The following is a 23,450-nucleotide window of genomic DNA, read 5'->3' on the forward strand; positions in this document are numbered from 1 at the left end:
GCGGGCCAGGCCTCTTTTCTCCGCCTTTGCCCTAGCATTCGATCAGGTCGAGGTGAGGCTGATGAGTTTCAAGATCGCTATCATCGGTGCGGGAAGCGTCGGGTTCACCAAGAAGCTCTTCACCGACATTTTGTGCGTTCCTGAATTCAGGGATGTCGAATTCGCATTGACCGATCTCAGCGAGCGCAACCTCCAGATGATCAAGTCGATCCTCGACAGGGTCGTCGAATTCAACAGGCTGCCGACCAAGGTTACGGCAACGACAGACCGCCGTGCTGCCCTCGAGGGCGCCCGCTACATTATCAGCTGCGTTCGCGTCGGCGGTCTCGAAGCCTATGCGGACGATATCCGCATTCCCTTGAAGTATGGCATCGACCAGTGCGTCGGCGACACGATCTGCGCCGGCGGCATCCTCTATGGCCAGCGCAACATTCCGGTAATCCTCGATTTCTGCAAGGATATCCTCGAAGTCGCCGAGCCTGGGGCGAAATTCCTGAACTACGCCAATCCGATGGCTATGAACACCTGGGCGGCGATCGAATATGGCAGGGTCGATACCGTCGGCCTCTGCCACGGCGTCCAGCATGGCGCCGACCAGATCGCCGAAGTGCTCGGCGCCAAGTCGCGCACCGAGCTCGACTACGTCTGCTCCGGCATCAATCACCAGACCTGGTTCATCGACCTGCGTCTCAACGGCCGCAAGATCGGTAAGGACGAGCTGGTTGCCGCCTTCGAGGCGCATCCGGTCTATTCGCAGCAGGAAAAGCTGCGCATCGATGTCCTGAAGCGCTTCGGCGTCTATTCGACCGAAAGCAACGGCCATCTTTCCGAATACCTGCCCTGGTATCGCAAGCGGCCGGACGAAATCACCCGCTGGATCGACATGTCCGACTGGATCCACGGCGAGACCGGCGGCTACCTTCGTTATTCGACCGAAACACGCAACTGGTTCGAAACGGAGTTCCCGCAATTTCTGGAATCCGCCGCCAGGCCGATAGACCCCGCCAAGCGCTCCAACGAGCATGCCAGCCACATTCTCGAGGCGCTGGAGACGAACCGCGTTTATCGCGGCCATTTCAACGTCAAGAACAACGGCATCATCACCAACCTGCCGCAGGACGCGATCGTCGAGTCGCCCGGCTTCGTCGACCGCTTCGGTATCAACATGGCCTCCGGCATCACGCTGCCGGAGGCCTGCGCCGCCACTTGCATTTCCTCCATCAACGTCCAGCGCATGTCGGTTCATGCGGCGATCTCCGGCGATATCGACCTGCTGAAGCTCGCGGTCCTGCACGACCCGCTGGTCGGCGCGGTTTCGACGCCGGAAGAGGTTTGGCAAATGGTGGACGAAATGGTCGTCGCCCAGGCTCGCTGGCTGCCGCAATATGCCGATGCGGTGCCGGCCGCGAAGGAACGGCTTTCGAAATCCAGGATCAAGACCCGCGAATGGGCCGGTGCGGCAAGGCGCGACGTCCGTTCGATCGAGGAATTGCGTGCGGAAAAAACGGCTCTCAAGCAGGCCGTGTGAATTTCACCGGGTGGATCGCGGCGAGCTTTCGGGAGAATTTTCCGCACCCGTCTGTACATTCGTTCGAGGAGAAATGGAGCGCGTCAACGCGCTCCTGAACAAACAGGGAGGAGAGACGATGAGGAATTTTCGAAACATTGGCATTCTCGCCGGGCTGGCGCTTAGCGTCTCGGCCTCGGCGCTGAACGCGTATGCATCCGAGCCGACCGTGCCGCCGGTGCCCGCGCAATTCCCCGCCGAGGGAAAGATCAAATACGTCGCGCGCGACTCCATCCTGGAATTCAAGGCACTGCCGGAATATCACGAACCGGATTGGGTCACCGAGAAATACGTCAAGGCGGGCAAGCTGCCGCCGGTCAAGGACCGTTTGCCTAAGGAGCCGCTGGTCTTCAAGACCGGCAACATGCCGGATGGCATCGGCGTTTACGGCGATACGATGCGCCATGTCATCGGCGGCCGGCCGGAAGGCTGGAATTATGGCGCCGGCCAGACGCAAGGCTGGGGCGGCATCGACATCGGCCTTTCCGAATGCCTGACGCGCACCGCGCCGCTTTTCCAGGTCGAGGCCAAGGACACGGAGCCGCTGCCGAACCTCGCCAGGAGTTGGGACTGGTCCAAGGACGGCCACACGCTGACGATGCGTCTGGTCGAGGGCGCGAAATGGTCGGACGGCGTTCCATTCAACGCCGACGATGTGATGTTCTATTGGGACGACGAGGTGATCGACCCCAATGTGTCGCCGCTGAACGGCGCGACGCAGGAGACCTTCGGCGTCGGCACGACGTTGAAGAAAATCGACGACTACACCGTCGAGTGGACGTTCAAGGACGCCTTTCCGAAACAATACCTTTACGCCATGGCTTACGGCACCTTCTGTCCGGGCCCGTCGCATATCCTCAAGCCGCAGCATCCGAAATATTCGAAGAACACCTACGAGCAGTTCAAGAACGCGTTCCCGCCGGAATATATGAACATGCCGGTGATGGGTGCCTGGGTGCCGGTGGCATACCGCCCCGACGACATCATCGTCATGCGTCGCAATCCGTACTATTGGAAGGTCGACGAGAAGGGCAACCAACTGCCGTATCTCAATGAACTGCACTACAAATTGTCGACCTGGGCCGACCGCGACGTTCAGGCCGTCGCGGGAGCCGGCGACTTCTCCAATCTGGAGCAGCCGGAGAACTTCGTTGCCTCGCTGAAGCGCGCGGCGCAAAAGGACGCACCGGCACGGCTTGCGTTCGGCGCGCGGCTGATCGGCTATAATCTGCGCATGAATTTCTCAGCCAATGGCTGGGGCAACCCCGACGAGCGCGGACAGGCGATACGCGAGCTGAACCGCAACGAGGATTTCCGCAAGGGCGTCACCATGGCGCTGAACCGCAAGGCGCTCGGCGACTCGCTGGTCAAGGGTCCGTTCACTGCCATCTATCCGGGCGGCTTATCCTCGGGCACGAGCTTCTACGACCGGAAGTCGACGGTCTACTACCCCTTCGATCTCGAAGGCGCCAAGGCGGAACTCGCCAAGGCAGGCCTGAAAGACACGGACGGCGACGGCTTCGTCAATTTTCCTGCAGGTACCGCCGGCGGCAAGAATGTCGAGATCGTGATGCTCGTCAACAACGACTACACTACCGACAAGAGCCTTGCCGAAGGTGTAGTCGCCCAGATGGAAAAGCTAGGGCTTCGGATCGTGCTCAACGGACTCAACGGCACCCAGCGCGATGCCTCGCAATACTCCGGCCGCTTCGACTGGCTGGTACGGCGCAACGATCAGGAGCTGACTTCCGTCGTCCAGAATACCGATCAACTGGCCCCGGTCGGTCCACGAACCAGTTGGGACCATCGTGCGCCGGAAAACGGCGAGGTCGATATGATGCCTTTCGAGAAGGACCTCGTCGACATCGTCAACAAATTTGTCTCGTCCGCGGACAATGACGAGCGCGCCAGCCTGATGAGAGAGTTCCAGAAGATCTCGACCGAGCACGTCTACAATGTCGGCCTGACGGAATATCCCGGCGCGCTGATCATCAACAAACGCTTCTCCAACATCCCGCAGGGCACGCCGATCTTCATGTTCAACTGGGCCGAGGATTCGATTGTCCGCGAGCGGGTCTTTGTCGCTGCCGACAAGCAGGCCAAATACGAGCTGTTCCCCGAAGAGCTTCCCGGCAAGCCCGGAGACAAGGGCCCGATGAACTAGGTTTACCTCCCCTGACTGAGAACTCCGGCCGCGCCAGTTGGCGCGGCCGGACAAAGCAAACCTCCGTACGCTCAAAGAGAGCGACCGGCTAGACAAGGAAGCGGACCGACCGATGTTGCGATTCCTGCTCACGCGCATAGCGTCGGCGATCCCGGTCCTCGCCATTCTGAGCCTGGTCACCTTCGCCATCATCCAGGCGCCGCCGGGCGACTATGCCGACTACATCCGCTCGCAGTTGATCAATCAGGGCGGGGCCTCATTCGCCGAGGCCGACGCGCAGGCCAAGGCCTATCGGATAGAACACGGTCTCGATAAGCCGCTGCCCGTCCAGTATCTCAACTGGATCGGCGGCATCATCACCCGCGGCGATTTCGGCTACAGCCTCTATTACAATAAGCCGGTGGCCGATGTGGTGGGCGAGCGCCTGCCGCGCACGCTGCTCCTGGCGCTGGTGTGCCATCTGCTGGCATCGGTCCTCGGTATCACCTTCGGCATCTGGGCGGCGACCAGGCAGTACAGCTGGATCGACAGTACGCTGTCAGCGATTTCCTTCCTCGGCATGACGGTGCCGCGCTTCCTGATGGCGCTGATCATCGTTTATTTGCTGGTCTTCCAATTCAACGTCTCCGAGATCGGCAGCTTCTTCTCGCCGCAATTTGGCGGGGCGCCGTGGTCCTGGGCGAAGTTCGTCGATCTCGTCCGGCATGTCTGGCCGGTTGTCGCCATCGCCACCTTCGGCGGGCTCGCCTACAACATGCGGGTGATGCGCGGCAATCTGCTCGACACGCTGAATGCGCAATATGTCGAAACCGCTCGCGCCAAGGGCCTTAGCGGCGGTGCGGTCGTGATGCGCCATGCGGTGCCCAATGCGCTGCATCCGCTGGTCATGTATCAGGGCGTGGTGCTGCCCTATATGCTGACCGGCGAGATCGAGACCGCGATCATCTTTGCCCTGCCGACCGTCGGCCCGGCGATCGTTGGCTCGATGGCGGTGGGCGACGTCTATGTCACGGCGACATTCATGATGGTGCTGTCGGCGACGCTGATCGTCGGCAACATCATCGCCGACATGCTGCTCGTCATGCTCGATCCGCGCGTGCGCCAATATGCAGGGTCCTGAGATGCTTGCTTTCGAGCCCTCGCTGCCGCCAATTGCCGAGGAACCGGCCAAGATCAAGCCGCGCGGCAATGAGAGTTACATCGCACTCGTCTGGCGCCGCCTGAAACGGTCCTGGACCGGCATGGCCGGGCTCATCCTGGTCGCGTTTCTGGTGCTGCTGGCGGTGTTTGCCGACTTCTTCGCACCGATGGATCCCAAGGTGACCGATGTCGGCTTCGCCCCGCCGCAGATGATGAGCTTCCATGACAAGGACGGCAACTTCGTCTTCCAGCCACGCGTCTATGCCCTGGCGGATTCGGAAGACCTCGACCCGGTCACCTTCCAACCCGTCGTCGGGCCGGACTACGACCATCCGCGGCTGCTCGGCTTCTTCGTCAAGGGAGCGGAGTACAAACTGCTCGGCCTGCTTCCCGCGAACCGGCACTTCTTCGGCTCGACCGACGGCCAGCCGGTGCACTTCCTTGGCACCGACAAATTCGGTCGCGATGTGCTGGCTCGTGCGATCTATGGTTCGCGCATCTCGTTGATGATCGCATTGACCGTGGTCTTCATCGTCACCGTGATCGGCACGACGGTCGGCATGGTGTCGGGCTATTTCGGCGGCACATTCGACGTCTGGGTCCAGCGCTTCGTCGAACTGGTGCTCGCGTTTCCGCAATTGCCGCTTTATCTGGCGCTGACCTCGCTGGTTCCGGTGACGGCGCCGACGAATGTTTTCCTGGCCTTCGTGATTGTTGTCATGTCGGCACTCGGCTGGGCGCAGATGTCGCGCGAAGTGCGCGGCAAGACCCTGGCACTGGCGCGGATCGACTACGTTCGTGCGGCGATGGCGGTCGGCGCCACAGATGGCCGCATCATCATGCAACACATTTTTCCGAACGTGATGAGCCACGTGATCGTTGCGGTCACGTTGGCAATCCCCAGCGTGGTCCTGCTCGAATCCTTCCTCGGTTTTCTCGGCTTCGCGGTGAAGCCGCCGCTGATCTCCTGGGGCCTGATGCTGCAAGACACCGCGACCTATTCGGTCATCGGCACTTATCCCTGGATCCTTTCGCCGGTCGGCTTCGTGCTTGTCACCGTCTTCGCGTTCAACGCGCTTGGGGATGGACTGCGCGATGCGGTCGATCCTTATTGAGCATGACATGATGCAACACGCGCTCGTCAAATCCTTCGCACCGCCTGTCCGGCTCGACCATGACGGCCGTTCGGAAAACCCGGTCATTGATGCCCGCAACATCGCCGTCGATTTCAAGGTCGAACACGGCATGATCGTAGCCGTCAAGGACATCTCGTTCCAGCTCTATCGCGGCGAGACGATCGCCATTGTCGGCGAGTCGGGATCGGGCAAGTCGGTGACGGCGCGCACCGTCATGGGACTGTTGTCGAAGCGCGCAGTCGTGTCGCCGAAATCGACTGTCGAATACAACGGGGCGAACATCCTGAAATTTTCCGAGCGTGCGCGGCGCAAACTGCGCGGCGACCGCATCTCGATGATCTTTCAGGAGCCGATGAGTTCGCTCAACCCGATCTACACGATCGGCAGCCAGATCGTCGAGGCGATACGGGTGCATCGCAAGATGAGCCGCAGGCAGGCCGAAGCAAGGGCGCTCGAGCTGCTGCAGCAGGTGCAAATCCCTGAACCCCAAGCGCGGCTGAAACAATACCCGCACCAGCTTTCCGGCGGTCAGCGCCAGCGTGTAATGATCGCCATGGCGCTGGCCAACGATCCCGATGTGCTGATCGCCGATGAGCCGACGACGGCGCTCGACGTCACGGTTCAGGCGCAGATCCTCAATCTCATCCGAAACCTGCAGAAGAAACTGCGCATGGCGGTGATCCTGATCACGCACGACCTGACCGTGGTGCGGCAGTTCTCCGACTATGTCTACGTCATGCAGCATGGGGAGATGCGCGAGCACAATGTGACGGAGAAGCTGTTCGCCAATCCGCAGCATCCCTACACCTGTCACCTGCTTGCCTCCGAGCCGCGCGGCCAGGCAAATCCGTTGCCGGAAGGCGCCGACGTTATTCTTGAAGCTAGGAATGTGCGCGTCTCCTTCATGCTGCGGCATGGCACGTTCATGAGGCCGGACCTGCGCGAACTCGTCGCCGTCGACAGCCTCAGCCTGACCCTTCGGCGGCACGAGACGCTGGGTCTCGTTGGCGAATCCGGATCGGGCAAGACCACCTTCGGCGAGGCGTTGCTCAGGCTCAACACCACGGACAGCGGCGAGATCTATTTCGATGGCCAGCCGATCCATGGCTGTTCGCGCGCGCAGATGCGGCCGTTGCGGTCGCGCATGCAGGTCGTCTTCCAGGATCCGTTCTCGTCGCTCAACCCGCGCATGACGATCGGCCAGATCATCGAGGAAGGGCTGGTCGTCAACCGCATGGGCGCCACCAGGAACGATCGGATCGAGCGGGTGCGCGAGGCGCTGATCAGCGCCGGCATGCCCGGCGATATCCTCTCGCGCTTCCCGCACGAGTTTTCCGGCGGCCAGCGCCAGCGTATTGCGATTGCCCGCGCCGTCGCGCTCGAACCGGAATTCATCGTACTCGACGAGCCAACATCGGCGCTGGATCTCTCGGTCCAGGCGCAGATCATCGAATTGCTGCGCAAGCTGCAGCGCGAACGGGGCCTGAGCTACATCTTCATCTCGCACGACCTCAAGGTCGTGCGGGCGCTGTGCCACCGCGTCATCGTCATGCAGCACGGCAAGATCGTCGAAGAGGGGCCGGTCGACGAAGTCCTGTCCCATCCCAAGACCGCTTACACCGAACGGCTGGTCAAAGCCGCTTTCGAGGTAGCCTAATTGCTTATGCCGGAGGTTGTTGTGGCAAGAAATCCCAAGGTCGCTTTCATCGGAGCTGGCTCGACGGTGTTCATGAGGAACATCGTCGGCGACATATTGCAGCGTCCGGCTTTATCCGGCGCGACGATCGCGCTGATGGACATCAATCCGCAACGGCTCGAGGAAAGCGCAATCGTCGTCGGCAAGCTGATCTCGACGCTTGGCGTAAAGGCCAAAGCCGAAACCTATTCGGACCAGCGCAAGGCGCTGGCGGGCGCCGATTTCGTCGTCGTCGCCTTCCAGATCGGCGGCTACGAGCCCTGCACGGTGACCGATTTCGAAATTCCGAAGAAATACGGGCTGCGCCAGACCATCGCCGATACGCTCGGTGTCGGCGGTATCATGCGAGGGTTGAGAACCGTGCCGCATCTCTGGAAGATCTGCGAGGACATGCTCGCGGTCTGCCCGCAGGCGATCATGCTGCAATATGTCAACCCGATGGCGATCAACACCTGGGCGATCGCGGAGAAATACCCCGACATCAAGCAGGTCGGCCTCTGCCATTCGGTGCAAGGCACGGCAATGGAGCTGGCGCATGATCTCGACATTCCCTGCGAGGAGATTCGCTACCGCTCGGCCGGCATCAATCACATGGCCTTCTACCTGAAGTTCGAGCATCGCCAGCCGGACGGCTCCTACCGCAATCTCTATCCGGATCTGCTGCGCGCCTACAGCGAAGGGCGGGCGCCGAAGCCTGGATGGAATCCGCGCTGCCCGAACAAGGTGCGCTACGAGATGCTGAAGCGCCTCGGTTACTTCGTCACCGAGAGCTCCGAACATTTCGCGGAATACACGCCCTATTTCATCAAGGACGGGCGCGAGGATCTGATCGAGAAATTCGGTATCCCGCTCGACGAATACCCGAAGCGCTGCATCGAGCAGATCGAACGCTGGAAGGGGCAAGCGGAAGCCTATCGCTCGGCTGACAAGATCGAAGTGGAGCAGTCGAAGGAATATGCGTCCTCGATCATGAACTCGGTCTGGACCGGCGAGCCGTCGGTGATCTACGGCAACGTCCGCAACAATGGCTGCATCACGACATTGCCGTATAATTGCGCGGCCGAGGTGCCATGCCTCGTCGACGCCTCCGGCATTCAACCCACGTTCATTGGCGACCTGCCGGTGCAGCTCACCGCGCTGATCCGCACCAATATCAACGTCCAGGAGCTGACGGTCCAAGCGCTGATGACCGAGAACCGCGAGCACATCTATCACGCGGCGATGATGGACCCGCACACGGCGGCCGAGCTCGACCTCGACCAGATATGGTCGCTGGTCGATGATTTGCTGGTTGCGCATGGCGATTGGCTGCCGGCCTGGGCGCGTGGAGCGCGCAGCGTTCGGGCGGCCTGAGGCGCAGGGCTGTCTGTTTCACTCACCTATGCCGACCATAGGGCCGGCTTTGAAAGCGGAGCGGCGTTGCCGGCAGATGTTTCGAAATCAAAGAGTTTCTGCGTTACGAGAGCAGCCGCTCCCCTTGCCCAGGAATTGTCCTCCCAGTCCAGCAGCATTGGTGGTGCCGCGCGAAAGGTATTTTTCCCAAGCGTCAGCCGCATTGGGCCAAACAGCGCATCGCCAAACGACACGGCTTCACCGCCGACGACAATGACCTCCGGGTCGGTGATGTTGACAAGATTGGCGAGATGCCGGCCGATGCCATGTCCGGCTTCTTCGAGAATGGCGACGGCTCGCGGTTCGCGGTCTGCCAAGGCTGCCATAAGGCTGACTTTGCTATCCGTTTCGTTGTGCCCGGTGGCTTCGCGCCAGGTGCGCAGGATCGCCGGCTCGGCGTAATAGGCCATCAAGCAGCCGCGTTTTCCGCACTCGCAAAGGCGGCCGTTCTCCTCATAAGAGCTGTGGCCGAACTTGCCGGCGGCACCGTTCGCGCCGCGATAGAGTTTGCCATCGAAGACGAGCGCGCAGCCGATTCCGACGCCGATCGCCAGCACGGCCATATTGCGGTGCTGGCGTCCGAGGCCGAAGAGTTGCTGGGCAATGGCATAGGCATTGGTGTCGTCCTCAAGCCACACGGGGACGTCTACCAGTTCGGCCAGCATCGGGCCAAGGGGAACGTTGTCCCAGTTGTAGCGATTGCTGCGGATACACACAGCCTTCTGGTTGTCTATGACGCCAGGCATTGAAATGCCGATCCCGGCAAGCTTGGCAGCGGGCCGATCGACAATCGAAATCAGCTCCGGCACCGCCTTGGCCAAGGTCGCTATGATATGGTCGGGATCGCTGTCCGAGAGCTTGACGCGCAGAGAGCCCAGCGGATTGGTCGCAAGATCGGTGACCACGCATTCGACCGATCCGACCATCAGCTTGAAACCTATGGCAAGGCCGTTGGCATAGTTGATATCCACCGGGATAGGGCGGCGCCCAGCCGAGCCCACGACTGTCTTGCCTTCGATCAGCAGGCCATCCTCGATGAGGTCGGCCACGACGAAGGTGACCGCTGCCGGACTAAGGCCGGTAACTGACGCTATGTCGGCCCGGCTGCGCGCTCCTTCCTGCCGCAAGAGATTGAGGATCAGTCTGCGGTTCATCGCCCGAGTCGTGCTCGGGTCACCCTTGAGCTTCACGGATCCGCTTTCTTAATTTTGTAAATTAATTATTGCCTCTCGAGAAAACGTATGCATAAGTTTGCCCGACTGTTCAACACCCGAACCTGGGGTCAGCGAAATTAATCCGGTTAGCAATATCACCGCGCTCTGAAGGAGCGGGCAAGCATATTCCCTTGCCCGGGAGGTGAGCGGTGCCGGTGAGAAGAACAACCGCGCCGGCCGGTGTGCCAGTAGAGAAATTGACAACACGGGAGGAGTAACAATGACGTTCAAGTGGATTGAAAAGCCGTCGACGCGGCGCAATTTCCTGAAGGGAGCTGGGGGCATTTCCGCTGGAGCCCTCGCGGGCTTCCCGATGCCGGCACTCAGCCAGTCGAGCGAAGTCACCATCATTTCAGACGAAAACAATGCCGATGCCCTGCGGATCTTGCGGCGCATTGCGGCCGACTTCGAGAAGCAGTCCGGCACCAAGGTTGTGATCAACAATATGGATCACGAGGCCCACAAGACCGCGATCCGCAACTACCTTGTCGCCGGGGCGCCGGATGTCTGCTTCTGGTTCTCCGGAAACCGCATGCGCGCCTTCGTCACCCGCGGCCTGTTCGACGACATTTCGGATCTGTTCGAGAAGGAAAAGTACAAGGACGTGCTGGGTGCCATGACCGGTGCCGTCACTGTCGACGGCAAGCAGTATGGCCTGCCGACTGGCGGCACGATGTGGGGCATGTTCTATCGCAAGGACGTCTTTGCCGAGCACGGACTTACGGTACCGGCGACCTGGGACGAATTCCTGGCTTACGGCCAGAAGTCCAAGACCGCAGGCCTAATCCCCGTCAGCATCGGCACCAAGGAACTCTGGCCAGCGGCCGGATGGTTCGACCAGATGAACTTGCGGATCAATGGTCTGGACAAGCACTTTGCCTTGATGAACGGCAAGATGGCTTACACCGACCCGGCGCTGACGCCTGTTTTCGACCACTGGGAAGAGCTTATCAAGCAGGGTTTCTTCACCCCGGATCAAACCTCGTTCGGCTGGCAGGAGGCCGGCGCCTTCCTCGCCCAGAAGAAGGCCGGCATGATGAACCTCGGTGCCTTCGTGAAGGCTACTTTCCCTGAGCAGGATCTCGAGCAGCTGACATTCGCGCCTTTCCCGAAGATTGACGGCGCCCTCGACCGCTACGAAGAATTCTCGGTCAATTCGGTCCACATCCCGGCCAACGCCAAGAACAAGGCGGGTGCCCGCGAGTTCCTCGCCTTCTTCTACCAGCCGGAAAATTTCGGCCCTTATCTGGAACCTGGCGGCAACGTTCCGCCGCGCAACGACCTTCCGGCCAGCAAGGATCCGCTGGTCAACGCGGCTGTGGAAAGCCTCAAGACGGTGGCCGGCACGTCGCAATATTACGACCGTGACACCGATCCCGACATGGCCCAGGCCGGCCTGGTCGGCTTCCAGGAATTCATGGCCAAGCCGGAGCGCCGGGACGCCATTCTTCAGCGTCTCGAGGGAACTCGTCGCCGGATCTTCAAGATCTAGCGCCTCCCAGCGGAGGGGAGCGGGGTTCGTGCTCTGCTCCCCGATGCTTTCCGTGAATGAGGTCTCCCAAAATGACGAAGCTTTGGCGCCGCCATCGCTGGTGGCTGACACCGACACTTCTGATTCTGCCCGCCGCTGTGCTGTTTTCCGTCGTCATTCTGGCATCTGCGGTCGAGAGCCTATGGATCAGCCTGCACGAATGGGACGGCTTCAGCCCGATGGTCTGGATCGGCCTCGGCAACTACCGCGAACTGTTCGCCGACCCGCAGTTCTATGTTTCGCTGAAGAACAATCTGATCTGGTTGGTGATGTTCATGCTGGCGCCGCCGCTCGGCCTCGCCATCGCGCTGCTCGTCAACCAGAAAATCCGCGGCATGCGCCTGCTCAAATCGCTGTTCTTCATTCCGCTGGTGCTGGCTTCGGTTGCCGTCGGCGTTGTCTTCACCTGGGTCTATACGCCGGAATTCGGACTTCTCGCCCTGATCTTCCGCACCTTCGGCGCGACCGCCCCGGCAGTACTGTCGGATGAAAACTTCGTCACCTTCGCCGTCGTGATCGCAGCGTTGTGGCCGCAGATCGCCTTCTGCATGGTGCTCTATCTCGCCGGCCTCAACAATCTCAGCGAGGACCTGATCGGCGCCGGGCGGGTCGACGGCGCCAGGGGCTGGAACATGCTGCGCCACATCGTGTTGCCGCAGCTGACGCAGGTCACCTTTATCGCCATCGCCGTCACCGTCGTCGGCGCACTGCGTTCCTTCGACATGGTCTCGGTGATGACCAGCGGCGGCCCCTTCGGTTCGTCCGAGGTGCTTGCCTATCAGATGTTCGAGCAGTCCATATTTTCCTACCGCTTCGGCTATGGCGCGGCCATTGCCTCGGTGCTGTTCGTGATCATGGCGGTCTTCATCGCCTGGTACCTGACGCGGATGATCCGCGCCGATGAAAGAGGCGGCTGATGTTTCCCCGCCCGATTCCCGAGACTGCTATTTGGCAGCGTGGCCTCTATGTCGTGCTGGTGGTCGGCATCCTGATTGTCTGGCTGGCGCCGCTCTTTGCCATCATCCTTACCTCGTTCCGCTCTACGCAGGATGTCATGGGCGGCAATCTGTGGGGCTGGCCGACCCAATTCGGCCTGGTCGACAACTACACGGCGGTCTTCACCCAGACGCCGATGGCCCGCTACTTCCTCAACAGCCTGACGATCACCATCCCCTCGGTGATCGGCGTTCTCATCTTGAGCACGCTCGCCGGGTTCGTGCTCGCCCGTTACCGTTTTCGCGGCAACATGCTCGTCTTCGCCCTGTTCGTCGGCGGAAACTTCCTGCCGCACCAGATCATGATGATCCCGGTGCGCGATCTCATGGTGCGGCTCAACCTCTACGACACGATGGCCGCCCTGATCATCTTCCACATCGCCTTCCAGACCGGGTTTGCGACACTGTTCATGCGCAACTTCATCGCCGCCTTGCCGGGAGAACTGTTTCAGGCCGCCAGGGCCGAGGGCGCGACGCCGTTTCAGACATTGGTACATGTCGTGGTCCCATTGGTGCGGCCGGCTCTCGCGGCGCTGGCCATCCTGCTCTTCACCTTTATCTGGAACGATTATTTCTGGGCGGTCGTCCTCACCATCAGCGATACCGTCAAACCGGTAACCGCCGGCCTCGCCAACCTGCGCGGCGAATGGGTCTCGGCCTGGAACCTGATCTCGGCCGGCACCATCGTCGTGGCTTTGCCGCCGGTTGCCATGTTCTTCCTAATGCAGAAGCACTTCATCACCGGCCTCACCATGGGAGCGGTCAAGGGATGAGCGACCATGGCTTCAAGGCGTCGCCCACCCGATCCGAAACTGATTTCGCAAGCAGGGCTCCATGACCAGTCTTGAACTCCGGCAGATACAAAAGAATTATGGCAGCTACCACGCGCTGCGCGGCATCGATCTCAGCGTCGAACAGGGCGAGTTCATTGTCACCGTCGGGCCGTCCGGCTGTGGCAAGTCAACGCTGTTGAAGATCATCGCCGGGCTTGAAATCGTCTCGACCGGTAAGATTCTGATCAACGGCCGTGATGTCACCACCACCGAGCCGGGTGAGCGCGGCATTGCCATGGTCTTCCAGTCCTATGCGCTTTACCCGCATATGACTGTCGCCGAGAACATGGGTTTCGGCCTGCGCATGGCGCATCGCCCCAAGGCCGAGATCGATGCCGCCGTGCTGCGAGCCGCCAAGATCCTTCGCATTACTGACCAGCTCGACAAGCGGCCGAAACAGCTTTCCGGTGGCCAGCGTCAGCGTGTGGCGATCGGCCGTGCCATAACCCGCTCGCCCGACGTGTTCCTGTTCGACGAACCGCTATCCAACCTTGACGCAGCGCTGCGCACGCAGATGCGCGTCGAGCTTTCCGATCTGCACGCCAGGCTCGGCGCCACCATGGTCTATGTCACGCACGACCAGACCGAGGCGATGACAATGGCGAGCCGTATCGTCGTGCTCAATCGCGGCTCGGTCGAGCAGGTGGGCGCTCCGCTCGAACTCTACCGCAATCCGGCCAATCTCTTCGTCGCGGGCTTCCTCGGCGCACCCCGGATGAATTTCTTCGAAGTGACCGTCGCCGCTGTCTCCGGCGGCGCCGCCACGCTGTCGACCGCCGGTCTTTCTCCTTTGACTGTCGAACTGACGGAAGCGGCATCCGTACAGGTCGGCGATAGGGTGACGATGGGGATTCGGCCGGAGAGCATCAGCTTGGCCGCGGAAGGGACAGCGAGTTTTGCAGGACGGGTGCGGCTGGTCGAGCATCTCGGCCGCGAGACCATCCTCTATGCCGACGCGGGCCCGCTGCAATGCGTCAGTTCTGAAAGCGGCAGCGGCAACGTCACCGTCCAGATCGGCCATGCGAGTGCCGTCGCTGCCGACGCGACCGTCGGCTTCAAGGTCGAGCCGCGTGACGTCTATCTCTTTTCCTCTGTCGATGAGCGGACAATCAGTGCCCGCAAATCCACCATCACCGACTGATCTGCAGGAGTATCCTTCGTGAACAAGACTTCAAAAGGCCGCGCCCTGTCGGTCTGGCGCACGATCCAGACCGACCGCTTTCTGGTCGGCGCGCCGCACTACCCCGAACATGTGGACGAGAGTTACTGGGACAACGACGCCCGGCGCATGGCCGAGGCCGGCTTCAACGTCGCCCGCCTCGGCGAATTCGCCTGGCACATTTTCGAACCGCGTGAAGGCATCTTCGATTTCAGCCTGTTCGACCGGGCAATCGAGGGCCTGGCGCGTCACGGCGTCAACACGATCTTGTGCACGCCGACCGCCACTCCGCCGCGCTGGCTGACGGCAAAACATCCGGAAATCCTGCGGCGTGATGGAAATGGCCGGTCGATGAGCCACGGCTCACGCCAGTATGCCGACACCAGCAGCCCGGTGTTTCGCGACTATAGCCGCAAGATCACCAACGCGATGGTGGACCACTACCGCGACAACGCAAATGTCATTGGCTGGCAGACCGACAACGAACTCAACACCAGCATGCCGGAATCCTATTCGCCGTCGGCATTGAAGGAATTCCAGGCTTATCTCCAGGAAACCTACAAGACGATAGACAGGCTGAACTTCGCCTGGGGTGGCGATTTCTGGGCGACGGCTTACGGCGATTTCAGCGAAATTGTCTTCCCGCTGGAATTCTCACCGTCCTTTCCCGGTCCCGGTCACCTCCAGGACTACCACCGTTTTCTCGCCTTTTCGACAGCACGGTTCCAGCACGACCAGGTCGAGATCCTGAGAAAAGCGAATGCCAGTTGGTTCATTTTCCACAATCTCGGCGGATTGCGTGACATCGACTTTCGCGGCCAATTCTCTACCGATCTCGACTTCGTCGGCTACGACATCTATCCGTTCCTCTATGACGAGTTCTTTCGCCTAGGCAACCACGCCAAGATCCAGGCGCTGCATCTCGACATCTGCAGGGGATTTTCCGGCAACTACATAGTGCCGGAACAACAGTCGGGTTTTGGCGCCCAGCCGGGCTTCTGCACGCTGACGCCGGAGCCGGGCGAAATGCGACGCATGGCGATGTCGTCGGTTGCGCGTGGCGCCGATGGGATCATGTTCTTCCGCTGGCGTCCCGCACATTTCGGCGCCGAGATATACTGGATGGGCATCATCGATCACGATGATGTCGCTCGCCGCCGCTATGACGAAGCCAGGCAGTTCGCCACCGAGATGACGGCGCTTAAAGACAAGATCCTGGGCACCCATGTGCGGATGGATGTCGGCATCGCCGGCTCGGACTTCGACAATCAGGAAGCCCACAAGACCTTCCCCATCGGCCTGCCAAGTCCGCAGGATGATGCAATCTTGCTGCATCAGTATTGCTATGACCGCGGCATCGCCTGCGGCTTCATCCACCCGGAAGACGATCTGTCGAAGCTCAAGGTATTCTACGTGCCGCATTGGGTGATCTGGAAGGACAGCTGGACCGAGCGGCTGCAAGTCTTTGCCGAAAATGGCGGTACCGTCATCATCGGCGCGCGCACGGGAACCCGCGACGAAAACAACCACGTCATCCGCGAGATAGCGCCGGGCCAGTCGCTGTCGAAGCTGACCGGCGTTCGCGTCGAGGATTTCGGGCGGCTGGCGGCACCCGGGGCCAATGGCCTGTTCAATACCATGTCGCGCTCCGGCGGGCTCGTCATTCCTCCCGACAGACCGGCCGAATCCAGCCGCCGTATCCGTCGTTTTACCATTGGAAACCACGAGTTCGATGCCGGTTATTTCTATGAGAACCTCGCAGTCGAACCGGAAGTCGAAATTGTAGGGATTTGGTCGAACCGCTACGCGGCGGGAACGCCTGCAATTACCTCCCGCGCCGTCGGCAAGGGCCGTGTGCTCTATGTCGGCACTTATCTAACCCCGGAGCTGACAGCTCAACTCGCTACGCGCACTTTCGTGGATGCGAATGTGGAGCCTCTGGTTCCGGATCTGCCGGACGGCGTCGAGGTCACGATGCGCGAGAATGACGAACGTCGGCTGCTGTTCGTGCAAAACATCAAAGACACGCCCGTTGCGGTAACCGGCGTTCCCTTCGGCAGCAACCTGCTCAATGGCGAAGCACCTGTCTCCGGAGTGTTGACGCTGGACGGCTATGGCTGCGCTGTCCTCGAATTGATCTGAGCATTGTCGCGGACGTTAGCCATACGAAACCTGAGTACTCTTTGATCCTGGAATTCGACCGCCATCGGCAGCACGCCGGCATCGATCCATATCGAACCGGCGCTTTGACGTGCGCAAGGCTCCGTCAGCACACTGCTGTTGCTCGCATTCAATGACGGCAGTTACACTAGCCGAGCGACCATCGGAGCCGATGGCGGGTTTCGTTTCATTTTTGTGAGCGCCATGAATTTCGAGATTCCCGTCCGCACCGAAAGCTTTCGTACCCGGATCGCCGATTTCGTCGAGCGCGAAATCCTGCCGCTCGAGGCAGATAAGGCTTCCTACGACGGCCATGGCAATGTCGCGCTGCCGCTGCTCGAAACGTTGCGGGGCAAGGCGAAAGCAGCCGGCCTGTGGTGCCTGCAGCTGAAACCCGAGACCGGCGGGGCCGGCCTTTCCAAGGTGGATATGGCCGTCTGCTATGAAGAGATGAACCGCTCGATCTTCGGTCCGGTCGTGTTCAATTCCGCGGCCCCCGACGATGGCAATATGATGATGCTGGAACGGTTGGGAACGCCGGAGCAGAAGCAAAGATGGCTGAAGCCGATCGTCGAGGGCAAGGTGCGTTCGGCCTTTGCAATGACGGAACCGCACCCGGGCGGCGGCTCCGACCCGTCGATGATCATGACCAGAGCCGAACGGCGTGGCGACAGATATGTCGTCAAAGGCCGCAAATGGTTCATCACCGGCGCGCAAGAGGCGAGCCACTTCATTCTCATTGCGCGCACTTCGGACGATCCGCGTCACGGCCTTTCGGCCTTGCTGTTCCACAAGGACCAGCCGGGCTGGCGGATCGTGCGGCGCATCGAGATCATGGGACCGGAAGAACATGGCGGCCATTGCGAGCTGGAATTCGACGGTCTTGAAGTCCCGGTCGAGGATGTGCTTGCCGGCGAAGGCAGCGGCCTCATGGTTACCCAGGTCCGGCTCGGTCCGGCGCGGCTCACCCATTGCATGCGTTGGCTCGGGCTTGCCAAGCGCTGCATCGAGATCGCGCGCGCCTATGCCGCCGAGCGTAGCGGTTTCGGGCAGCTTTTGGCCGACCGAGAGAGTATCCAGCTGATGCTCGGCGACCTTGCCATGCGCATCGAGATCGGGCGGCTGCTGGTGATGAAGGCGGCCTGGGAGCTCGATCGCGGCGGCTTTGCCCGCAAGGAGGTCTCCATGGCCAAGATCCAGGTCGCCAACGTGCTGCATGACGCCGCCGACGTGGCGATCCAGATCAACGGCGCCCGCGGCTATTCGAAAGACACTGTACTCGAATGGATCTACCGCTACGCCCGCCAGGCTCGCCTGGTCGACGGCGCCGACGAGGTCCACAAGATGGTGCTCAACCGCTTTCTCAACAAGGAAGGTGCGGGCTTCTGGCGCTGGCATGTCGAAGCCGGCAGACAAGACGAAACAGGTCGCGGCGGGAACCGCTGAGCCGGCAATGAGGATGGATTTCGATCCGGTACGCCTGGAGGATTTTCTGAGAGCGCATTTTGGCGATGGCCAAATGTCGCTTGAGCGGATCGTCGGCGGCCAATCCAACCCGACCTATTTCGTCGACTATGGCGGCCGCCGCATGGTTCTGCGCAAGAAACCCCCGGGACCGATCCTGCGCAGCGCTCATGCAGTCGATCGCGAGTACCGGGTGATCAAGGCGCTAGCATCGACAAAGGTGCCGGTGCCGCGGCCGGTGCTCTATCACGACGGCGACGAGCCGCTCGGCACGCCGTTCTATCTGATGCAGCGGCTCGACGGCCGGGTGTTCCACGATGGCGCGTTGCCGGGACTGGCGCCGGACGAGCGGCGCGGCATCTATTTCGGCATGGCCGAGGCGCTGGCAAAGCTGCACGCAGTCCGGCCGGAAGAGGTCGGGCTCGGCGACTATGGCCGTCCCGGGAACTATTTTGAGCGACAGATCGCGCGCTGGACCAGACAGTTGCGGGAATCGCCGAGCGAGCGCATTGCCGCGCTCGAAGCCGTCGCCGAATGGCTGCCGCGACATCTTCCGCCAGATGACGGCCGCGTCTCGATCGCGCATGGCGATTTCCGTCTCGGCAATCTCATCTTCCATCCCGAGCGGCCCGAGGTGATCGGCATTCTCGACTGGGAATTGTCGACGCTTGGTCATCCGCTTGCCGATGTCGGCTTCTGCTCGATGCCCTGGCATTCCTCATCGGACGAATATGGCGGCATCCTCGGCCTTGATCAGGCAGCCCTCGGGATTCCGACACAGCGCGAATTCCTCGATCATTACTTCGCCCACGCCGTGCCGACGGCGCCGCTGCAGCGGTTCCATCTGGTGTTTGCCATGTTCCGCTTTGCCGTGATCTTCGTCGGCATCGCCGACCGCGTGCTGGCCGGCAGCGCGGTTGCGGCCGATGCGGCGGATGTGGCACCGCTGGCCGGCCGTTTTGCTGCACGCGCCATGGAAGTCATCGACGGCGCGCGGCCCTGGTGACGCGAGGCTGGCAGTCGGCTGAGCGAGTTGCAGCGATACGCGTTCAGTTCATGCGAACTTCCGGTTCGGCAAGCAGTGGAATCTCCAAGCCACGCCGCAAGCCGGTCGCCACGACCGACACCCTGAATTTTCCGGCGAGTGCCTTGTCGAAGATGGCGCCGACGATGATGTCGGCATCGTTGTCGACCTCCTCGCGGATGCGGGTAGCGGCTTCGTCGACCTCGAACAGCGTCATGTCCAAGCCGCCCGATATCGAGACAAGGACGCCCTTGGCGCCCATCATCGAAGCTTCGTCGAGCAGCGGGTTGGCGATTGCCGCTTCCGCTGCCTTCTTGGCGCGGCCTTCTCCGGCGGCTTCGCCGGTTCCCATCATGGCGCGGCCCATGTCGCGCATCACCGACTTCACATCGGCGAAGTCGAGATTGATCAGGCCTTCCTTGACGATCAGATCGGTGATGCAGCCGACACCCGCATAGAGGACCCGGTCGGCCATGGCGAAGGCGTCGGCGAACGTGGTTCTGGCGTCGGCGATCCTGAACAGGTTCTGGTTGGGAATGACGATGACGGTATCGGCGCTTTCGCGCAGGCGCTCGATGCCCTCATCGGCAGCGTACATGCGGCGCCTGCCTTCGAAGACGAATGGCTTGGTGACGACGGCAACGGTCAGTATTCCGGCTGCCCGCGCTGCCTGCGCTATCACAGGCGCGGCACCAGTGCCGGTTCCGCCTCCCATGCCGGCGGTCACGAAGCACATGTGCGTTCCAGCAAGGTGATCCATGATCTCGTCGATGGATTCCACGGCCGCAGCACGGCCGACCTCGGGCAGGGACCCGGCGCCGAGACCTTCGGTGATATGAGCGCCCAACTGGATCAGCCTCGTTGCCTTCGACATGGCAAGGGCCTGGGCATCGGTGTTGGCGACGATGAATTCCGCGCCCTGCAGGCCTTCGGCGATCATGTTGTTGACGGCGTTGCCGCCGCCGCCGCCGACCCCGACGACGGTGATCTTGGGCCTCATCTCCGAGATTACCGGCCTCGTCGCGGTGTTCATTGCCGTTCTCCCTGGATACGCCGAGTGGTCGCTGGAAGCTTGTCCCGGGCGCACTGCGAAAACTCTGAACCGGGCAGTGCGAATCAGGACAGCCCCAGAATGCAGGGAATCAGAGCGCGGAGCGGGCTGCAAGTGCGCGATGTGCCTCATAGGGGACTTGCGTCTGAAAGTTCACGCAATGCGCCTTGATACAGTGCAGATCGCGGCGCGGGGCGCCGCACGCTACAACTTCGGCGCGAGGCACTGCGCGACATGGTCGGCAATCGTCAGGCAGGAGGTCAGGCCGGGGCTTTCGATGCCGAACAGGTTGACCAGGCTATCCACGCCGTGCACCGCCACGTCCTGGACGACGAAGTCGGCATTGGCCTCACCGGGACCGGACAGTTTTGGCCGGATGCCGCTGTAAGCGGGTTGCAGGCTGCCATCGGCCAGGTCCGGCCAGTATTTGCGGATCTCGCTGTAGAAGCGCTCGCCACGAGCCGGGTCGACGCGGTAGTCGAGTTGATCGGTCCATTCGACGTCCGGCCCGAAGCGGGCGACGCCATTGAGGTCGAGCGTCAGATGAACACCGAGCCCGCCGGGTTCGGGCACCGGATAGACCAATCGCGAGAACGGCGCCCGGCCGGCCACCGAAAAATAATTGCCCTTGGCATAATGGAGCTTTGGCACGAATTGCTGATTGAGCCCTTCAAGCGAACCGGCAAGTGCTGCGGCGCCAAGCCCGGCGGCATTGACGAAACGCGGAGTGGCGATCTCGAAGCGCTCGCCGCCGGCAGCGTCCACCGTCTCGAGCACGACGCGGCCTGCTTCGATGCGGCCGGAGGCGATGCGCGTGTTGAGACTAAGTGCCGCCCCGTGCTCCTCGGCGTCGCCCAACAGGGCGAGCATCAGGGCATGGCTGTCGATGATGCCGGTGGCGGGCGACAGCAGCGCCGCCGTGCACTTAAGGCTGGGCTCCAGCGCATGCGCCTCGGCTTCGCGCAACGGCACCAGGTCGCCGGCGCCGCAAGCGCGTGCATTGGCCCGGATTGAGGCGAGCACCGGCTCCTGTTCGGCATTTGTGGCAACGATGAGCTTCCCGCAGCGCGCGTGCGGGATCGCCCGCTCCTCGCAATAGCGATAGAGTCTTTCCCGGCCGGCCACGCAGAACCGGGCTTTCAGCGATCCAACCGGATAGTGGAGGCCGGCATGGATGACCTCGGAATTGCGCGAACTTGTTCCGGTGCCGATAGCGCTCTCGGCTTCCAGGACCAGCGTATCGATGCCGCGCTGCGCCATCTCTCGCGCGATCGCCAGGCCAACAACGCCGGCGCCGGCGACAATGCAGTCGACATGGTCCACGGTCAGGTCAAGCCGAAGTTCTGCATGCGTCCATCCATCCGCTGGCCCTGTCGAAAGCGCTTGACACTATACCGTTCGAGAAAGATGCATCAAACGGCATAACGCACGGGGACCTGCTGAGCCGGACCGGCGGCAGGACTGTTCCGCGTGCAGCACAGGAGCCGTCATGGACGCAAGACCGAATTCACCCGAAGCCCGCGACATAAGCTTTCACATGCATGGCTATACGAATGCGCGCAAGCATCAGGAGTCGGGGCCGCTCGTCATCGAGAAGGGCGACGGCATCTATGTCGAGGACCTTGCCGGCAACCGCTATATCGAGGCGATGGCGGGGCTCTGGAGCGTCGCGGTCGGTTTTTCGGAGAAGCGGCTGGTCGATGCGGCAGTACGGCAAATGTCGAAGCTGCCTTACTATCACGATTTCGGCTCCAAATCGCATTCGCCGCTGATCGATCTCGCCGAGAGACTGGTGCAGATGGCGCCGGTGCCGATGAGCAAGGCGTATTTCACCAATTCCGGCTCCGAGGCCAACGATACGGCCATGAAGATGATCTGGTACCGGTCGAATGCGCTCGGCCAGCCGGCGCGCAAGAAGATCATCAGCCGCAAGAAGGGCTATCACGGCGTCACCATCGCCTCGGCAAGCCTGACCGGACTGCCCAACAACCACACTTCGTTCGATCTGCCGATCGCCAATGTGCTGCACACCTCGACGCCGCACCATTGGCGCGAGGCGCTGCCGGGTGAAAGCGAAGAGCTGTTTTCGACGCGGCTCGCCGACGAGCTGGAAAAGCTGATCCTCGCCGAAGGACCGGAAACCATCGCCGCCTTTTTCGGCGAACCGATCATGGGCGCCGGCGGCGTCATCGTTCCGCCGGCCGGCTACTGGGAGAAGATACAGGCGGTGCTATCGAGATACGACATCCTGCTCATCGCCGACGAGGTGATCTGCGGCTTTGGCCGAACAGGTGAGATGTTCGGCTCGCAGACCTTCGGCATCAGGCCCGACATCATGGTGTTGTCGAAACAGATCTCTTCGTCCTACCTGCCGATCTCAGCCCTGCTGATCAATGACAAGGTATTCGAGCCGATCGCCGACGAGAGCAACCGTATCGGCACCTTCGGCCACGGTTTCACCGGCGGCGGCCATCCTGTTGCGGCAGCGGTCGCGCTCGAGAACCTGAAGCTGATCGAGGAGCGCGACCTTGTCGGCAATGCGCGTGCGGTCGGCGCGCATTTGCAGAAGCGGCTGCGCACGCTCGCTTCGCACCCGCTTGTCGGCGAGGTGCGCGGCATCGGCCTGGTCGCGGCGGTCGAGCTGGTCGGCGACAAGGCAAACAAGACGCCGTGGGGGAAGACCGGTGAACTGGGCGGGCTCGTCAACGGCTTCATGCAGCAGAACGGCGTCATCTCGCGCAATATGGGCGACGCGCTGGCCTTCTGCCCGCCGCTGATCATCACCGAGCCGCAGGTCGACCAGGTGATCGACGCGTTTGAACGGTCGCTCGAGGCTGCCGTCAAGCAGGTCCGATCGCAGAGCTGAATAGGCAAAGTCGATTTTGAAACCTGAAAACAAAAACGCCTCGGCGACGGCTGGCAGA

Annotated in this window: 17 protein-coding genes; 14 read left to right on the forward strand and 3 right to left on the reverse strand. The window is 61.5% G+C overall.

Translation table 11 applies throughout. The annotated features are described in order from the left end of the window. Positions 1-61 precede the first annotated feature (61 nt). The 6 genes from NKI17_RS12605 (at position 62) to NKI17_RS12630 (ending at position 9,056) form a co-directional block, all read left to right on the forward strand. Complete coding sequence (locus tag NKI17_RS12605; RefSeq protein ID WP_352449637.1) at positions 62-1,528, forward strand: alpha-glucosidase/alpha-galactosidase; 1,467 nt, start codon at positions 62-64, stop codon at positions 1,526-1,528. A 118-nt stretch (positions 1,529-1,646) separates the two neighbouring features. Beyond that, complete coding sequence (locus NKI17_RS12610) at positions 1,647-3,731, forward strand: ABC transporter substrate-binding protein (protein WP_352587338.1); 2,085 nt, start codon at positions 1,647-1,649, stop codon at positions 3,729-3,731. A gap of 112 nt (positions 3,732-3,843) precedes the next feature. Further along, entirely contained in the window at positions 3,844-4,851 is a 1,008-nt protein-coding gene (locus NKI17_RS12615) for an ABC transporter permease (protein WP_031211897.1), read from the forward strand. 1 nt (position 4,852) lies between these two features. Beyond that, positions 4,853-5,986 (forward strand): ABC transporter permease, encoded by a 1,134-nt coding sequence (locus tag NKI17_RS12620; RefSeq protein WP_352576427.1) that lies wholly within the window; start codon positions 4,853-4,855, stop codon positions 5,984-5,986. Positions 5,987-5,996: 10 nt separating this feature from the next. Next, positions 5,997-7,664, forward strand: a complete 1,668-nt coding sequence (locus NKI17_RS12625; protein WP_352569193.1) for an ABC transporter ATP-binding protein — start codon at positions 5,997-5,999, stop codon at positions 7,662-7,664. A 21-nt stretch (positions 7,665-7,685) separates the two neighbouring features. Continuing rightward, the gene (locus NKI17_RS12630; protein ID WP_352569053.1) at positions 7,686-9,056 is read left to right on the forward strand and encodes an alpha-glucosidase/alpha-galactosidase; all 1,371 of its coding nucleotides are present in this window, start codon (positions 7,686-7,688) and stop codon (positions 9,054-9,056) included. Positions 9,057-9,082: 26 nt separating this feature from the next. Here the strand turns inward: NKI17_RS12630 and NKI17_RS12635 are convergent, their stop codons facing one another. Further along, positions 9,083-10,285 carry an ROK family transcriptional regulator gene (locus tag NKI17_RS12635; protein WP_352569054.1) on the reverse strand — a complete coding sequence of 401 codons (1,203 nt, stop codon included), beginning with the start codon at positions 10,283-10,285 and terminating at the stop codon, positions 9,083-9,085. A 244-nt stretch (positions 10,286-10,529) separates the two neighbouring features. Here NKI17_RS12635 and NKI17_RS12640 point away from each other — a divergent pair, with 244 nt between their 5' ends. The 7 genes from NKI17_RS12640 (at position 10,530) to NKI17_RS12670 (ending at position 19,457) form a co-directional block, all read left to right on the forward strand. Further along, on the forward strand, positions 10,530-11,801 hold the full coding sequence (locus NKI17_RS12640; RefSeq protein WP_352796881.1) for an ABC transporter substrate-binding protein: 1,272 nt from the start codon (positions 10,530-10,532) through the stop codon (positions 11,799-11,801). A gap of 71 nt (positions 11,802-11,872) precedes the next feature. Further along, the gene (locus NKI17_RS12645) at positions 11,873-12,757 is read left to right on the forward strand and encodes a carbohydrate ABC transporter permease (RefSeq protein WP_023677182.1); all 885 of its coding nucleotides are present in this window, start codon (positions 11,873-11,875) and stop codon (positions 12,755-12,757) included. Next, positions 12,757-13,608, forward strand: coding sequence for a carbohydrate ABC transporter permease (locus NKI17_RS12650; protein WP_352541684.1), 852 nt, complete (start codon positions 12,757-12,759; stop codon positions 13,606-13,608). The genes NKI17_RS12645 and NKI17_RS12650 overlap by 1 nt, the downstream gene beginning before the upstream one ends. A 61-nt stretch (positions 13,609-13,669) precedes the next feature. Next, entirely contained in the window at positions 13,670-14,809 is a 1,140-nt protein-coding gene (locus NKI17_RS12655; RefSeq protein ID WP_352755655.1) for an ABC transporter ATP-binding protein, read from the forward strand. Positions 14,810-14,827: 18 nt separating this feature from the next. Next, positions 14,828-16,969 carry a beta-galactosidase gene (locus tag NKI17_RS12660; RefSeq protein ID WP_352847807.1) on the forward strand — a complete coding sequence of 714 codons (2,142 nt, stop codon included), beginning with the start codon at positions 14,828-14,830 and terminating at the stop codon, positions 16,967-16,969. A gap of 222 nt (positions 16,970-17,191) precedes the next feature. Beyond that, positions 17,192-18,433 carry an acyl-CoA dehydrogenase family protein gene (locus NKI17_RS12665; RefSeq protein WP_352827423.1) on the forward strand — a complete coding sequence of 414 codons (1,242 nt, stop codon included), beginning with the start codon at positions 17,192-17,194 and terminating at the stop codon, positions 18,431-18,433. 7 nt (positions 18,434-18,440) lie between these two features. After that, positions 18,441-19,457, forward strand: coding sequence for a phosphotransferase family protein (locus NKI17_RS12670; RefSeq protein ID WP_352645625.1), 1,017 nt, complete (start codon positions 18,441-18,443; stop codon positions 19,455-19,457). A 43-nt stretch (positions 19,458-19,500) separates the two neighbouring features. On the opposite strand, the gene ftsZ is transcribed toward NKI17_RS12670, so the two are convergent. Both ftsZ and NKI17_RS12680 read right to left on the reverse strand, forming a co-directional pair. Beyond that, a complete protein-coding gene (ftsZ, locus tag NKI17_RS12675) occupies positions 19,501-20,508 on the reverse strand; it encodes a cell division protein FtsZ (RefSeq protein WP_352796875.1) in 1,008 nt (335 codons plus the stop codon). 222 nt (positions 20,509-20,730) lie between these two features. Further along, a complete protein-coding gene (locus tag NKI17_RS12680) occupies positions 20,731-21,849 on the reverse strand; it encodes an NAD(P)/FAD-dependent oxidoreductase (RefSeq protein WP_352699427.1) in 1,119 nt (372 codons plus the stop codon). Between the two features lie 166 nt (positions 21,850-22,015). Between NKI17_RS12680 and NKI17_RS12685 the strand changes: the two genes are divergently transcribed. Beyond that, the gene (locus NKI17_RS12685; RefSeq protein ID WP_352455373.1) at positions 22,016-23,392 is read left to right on the forward strand and encodes an aspartate aminotransferase family protein; all 1,377 of its coding nucleotides are present in this window, start codon (positions 22,016-22,018) and stop codon (positions 23,390-23,392) included. Positions 23,393-23,450: the final 58 nt, after the last annotated feature.

It is taken from the genome of Mesorhizobium sp. M0816, assembly GCF_040320005.1.
Classification (GTDB): domain Bacteria; phylum Pseudomonadota; class Alphaproteobacteria; order Rhizobiales; family Rhizobiaceae; genus Mesorhizobium.

Bases quoted from the DNA above. Each gene is read 5' to 3' on its own strand.
- NKI17_RS12605 (WP_352449637.1), top strand. From the start codon at position 62: ATGAGTTTCAAGATCGCTATCATCGGTGCGGGAAGCGTCGGGTTCACC.
- NKI17_RS12610 (WP_352587338.1), top strand. From the start codon at position 1,647: ATGAGGAATTTTCGAAACATTGGCATTCTCGCCGGGCTGGCGCTTAGC.
- NKI17_RS12615 (WP_031211897.1), top strand. From the start codon at position 3,844: ATGTTGCGATTCCTGCTCACGCGCATAGCGTCGGCGATCCCGGTCCTC.
- NKI17_RS12620 (WP_352576427.1), top strand. From the start codon at position 4,853: ATGCTTGCTTTCGAGCCCTCGCTGCCGCCAATTGCCGAGGAACCGGCC.
- NKI17_RS12625 (WP_352569193.1), top strand. From the start codon at position 5,997: ATGCAACACGCGCTCGTCAAATCCTTCGCACCGCCTGTCCGGCTCGAC.
- NKI17_RS12640 (WP_352796881.1), top strand. From the start codon at position 10,530: ATGACGTTCAAGTGGATTGAAAAGCCGTCGACGCGGCGCAATTTCCTG.
- NKI17_RS12645 (WP_023677182.1), top strand. From the start codon at position 11,873: ATGACGAAGCTTTGGCGCCGCCATCGCTGGTGGCTGACACCGACACTT.
- NKI17_RS12650 (WP_352541684.1), top strand. From the start codon at position 12,757: ATGTTTCCCCGCCCGATTCCCGAGACTGCTATTTGGCAGCGTGGCCTC.
- NKI17_RS12655 (WP_352755655.1), top strand. From the start codon at position 13,670: ATGACCAGTCTTGAACTCCGGCAGATACAAAAGAATTATGGCAGCTAC.
- NKI17_RS12665 (WP_352827423.1), top strand. From the start codon at position 17,192: ATGAATTTCGAGATTCCCGTCCGCACCGAAAGCTTTCGTACCCGGATC.
- NKI17_RS12670 (WP_352645625.1), top strand. From the start codon at position 18,441: ATGAGGATGGATTTCGATCCGGTACGCCTGGAGGATTTTCTGAGAGCG.
- ftsZ (WP_352796875.1), bottom strand. From the start codon at position 20,508: ATGAACACCGCGACGAGGCCGGTAATCTCGGAGATGAGGCCCAAGATC.
- NKI17_RS12685 (WP_352455373.1), top strand. From the start codon at position 22,016: ATGGACGCAAGACCGAATTCACCCGAAGCCCGCGACATAAGCTTTCAC.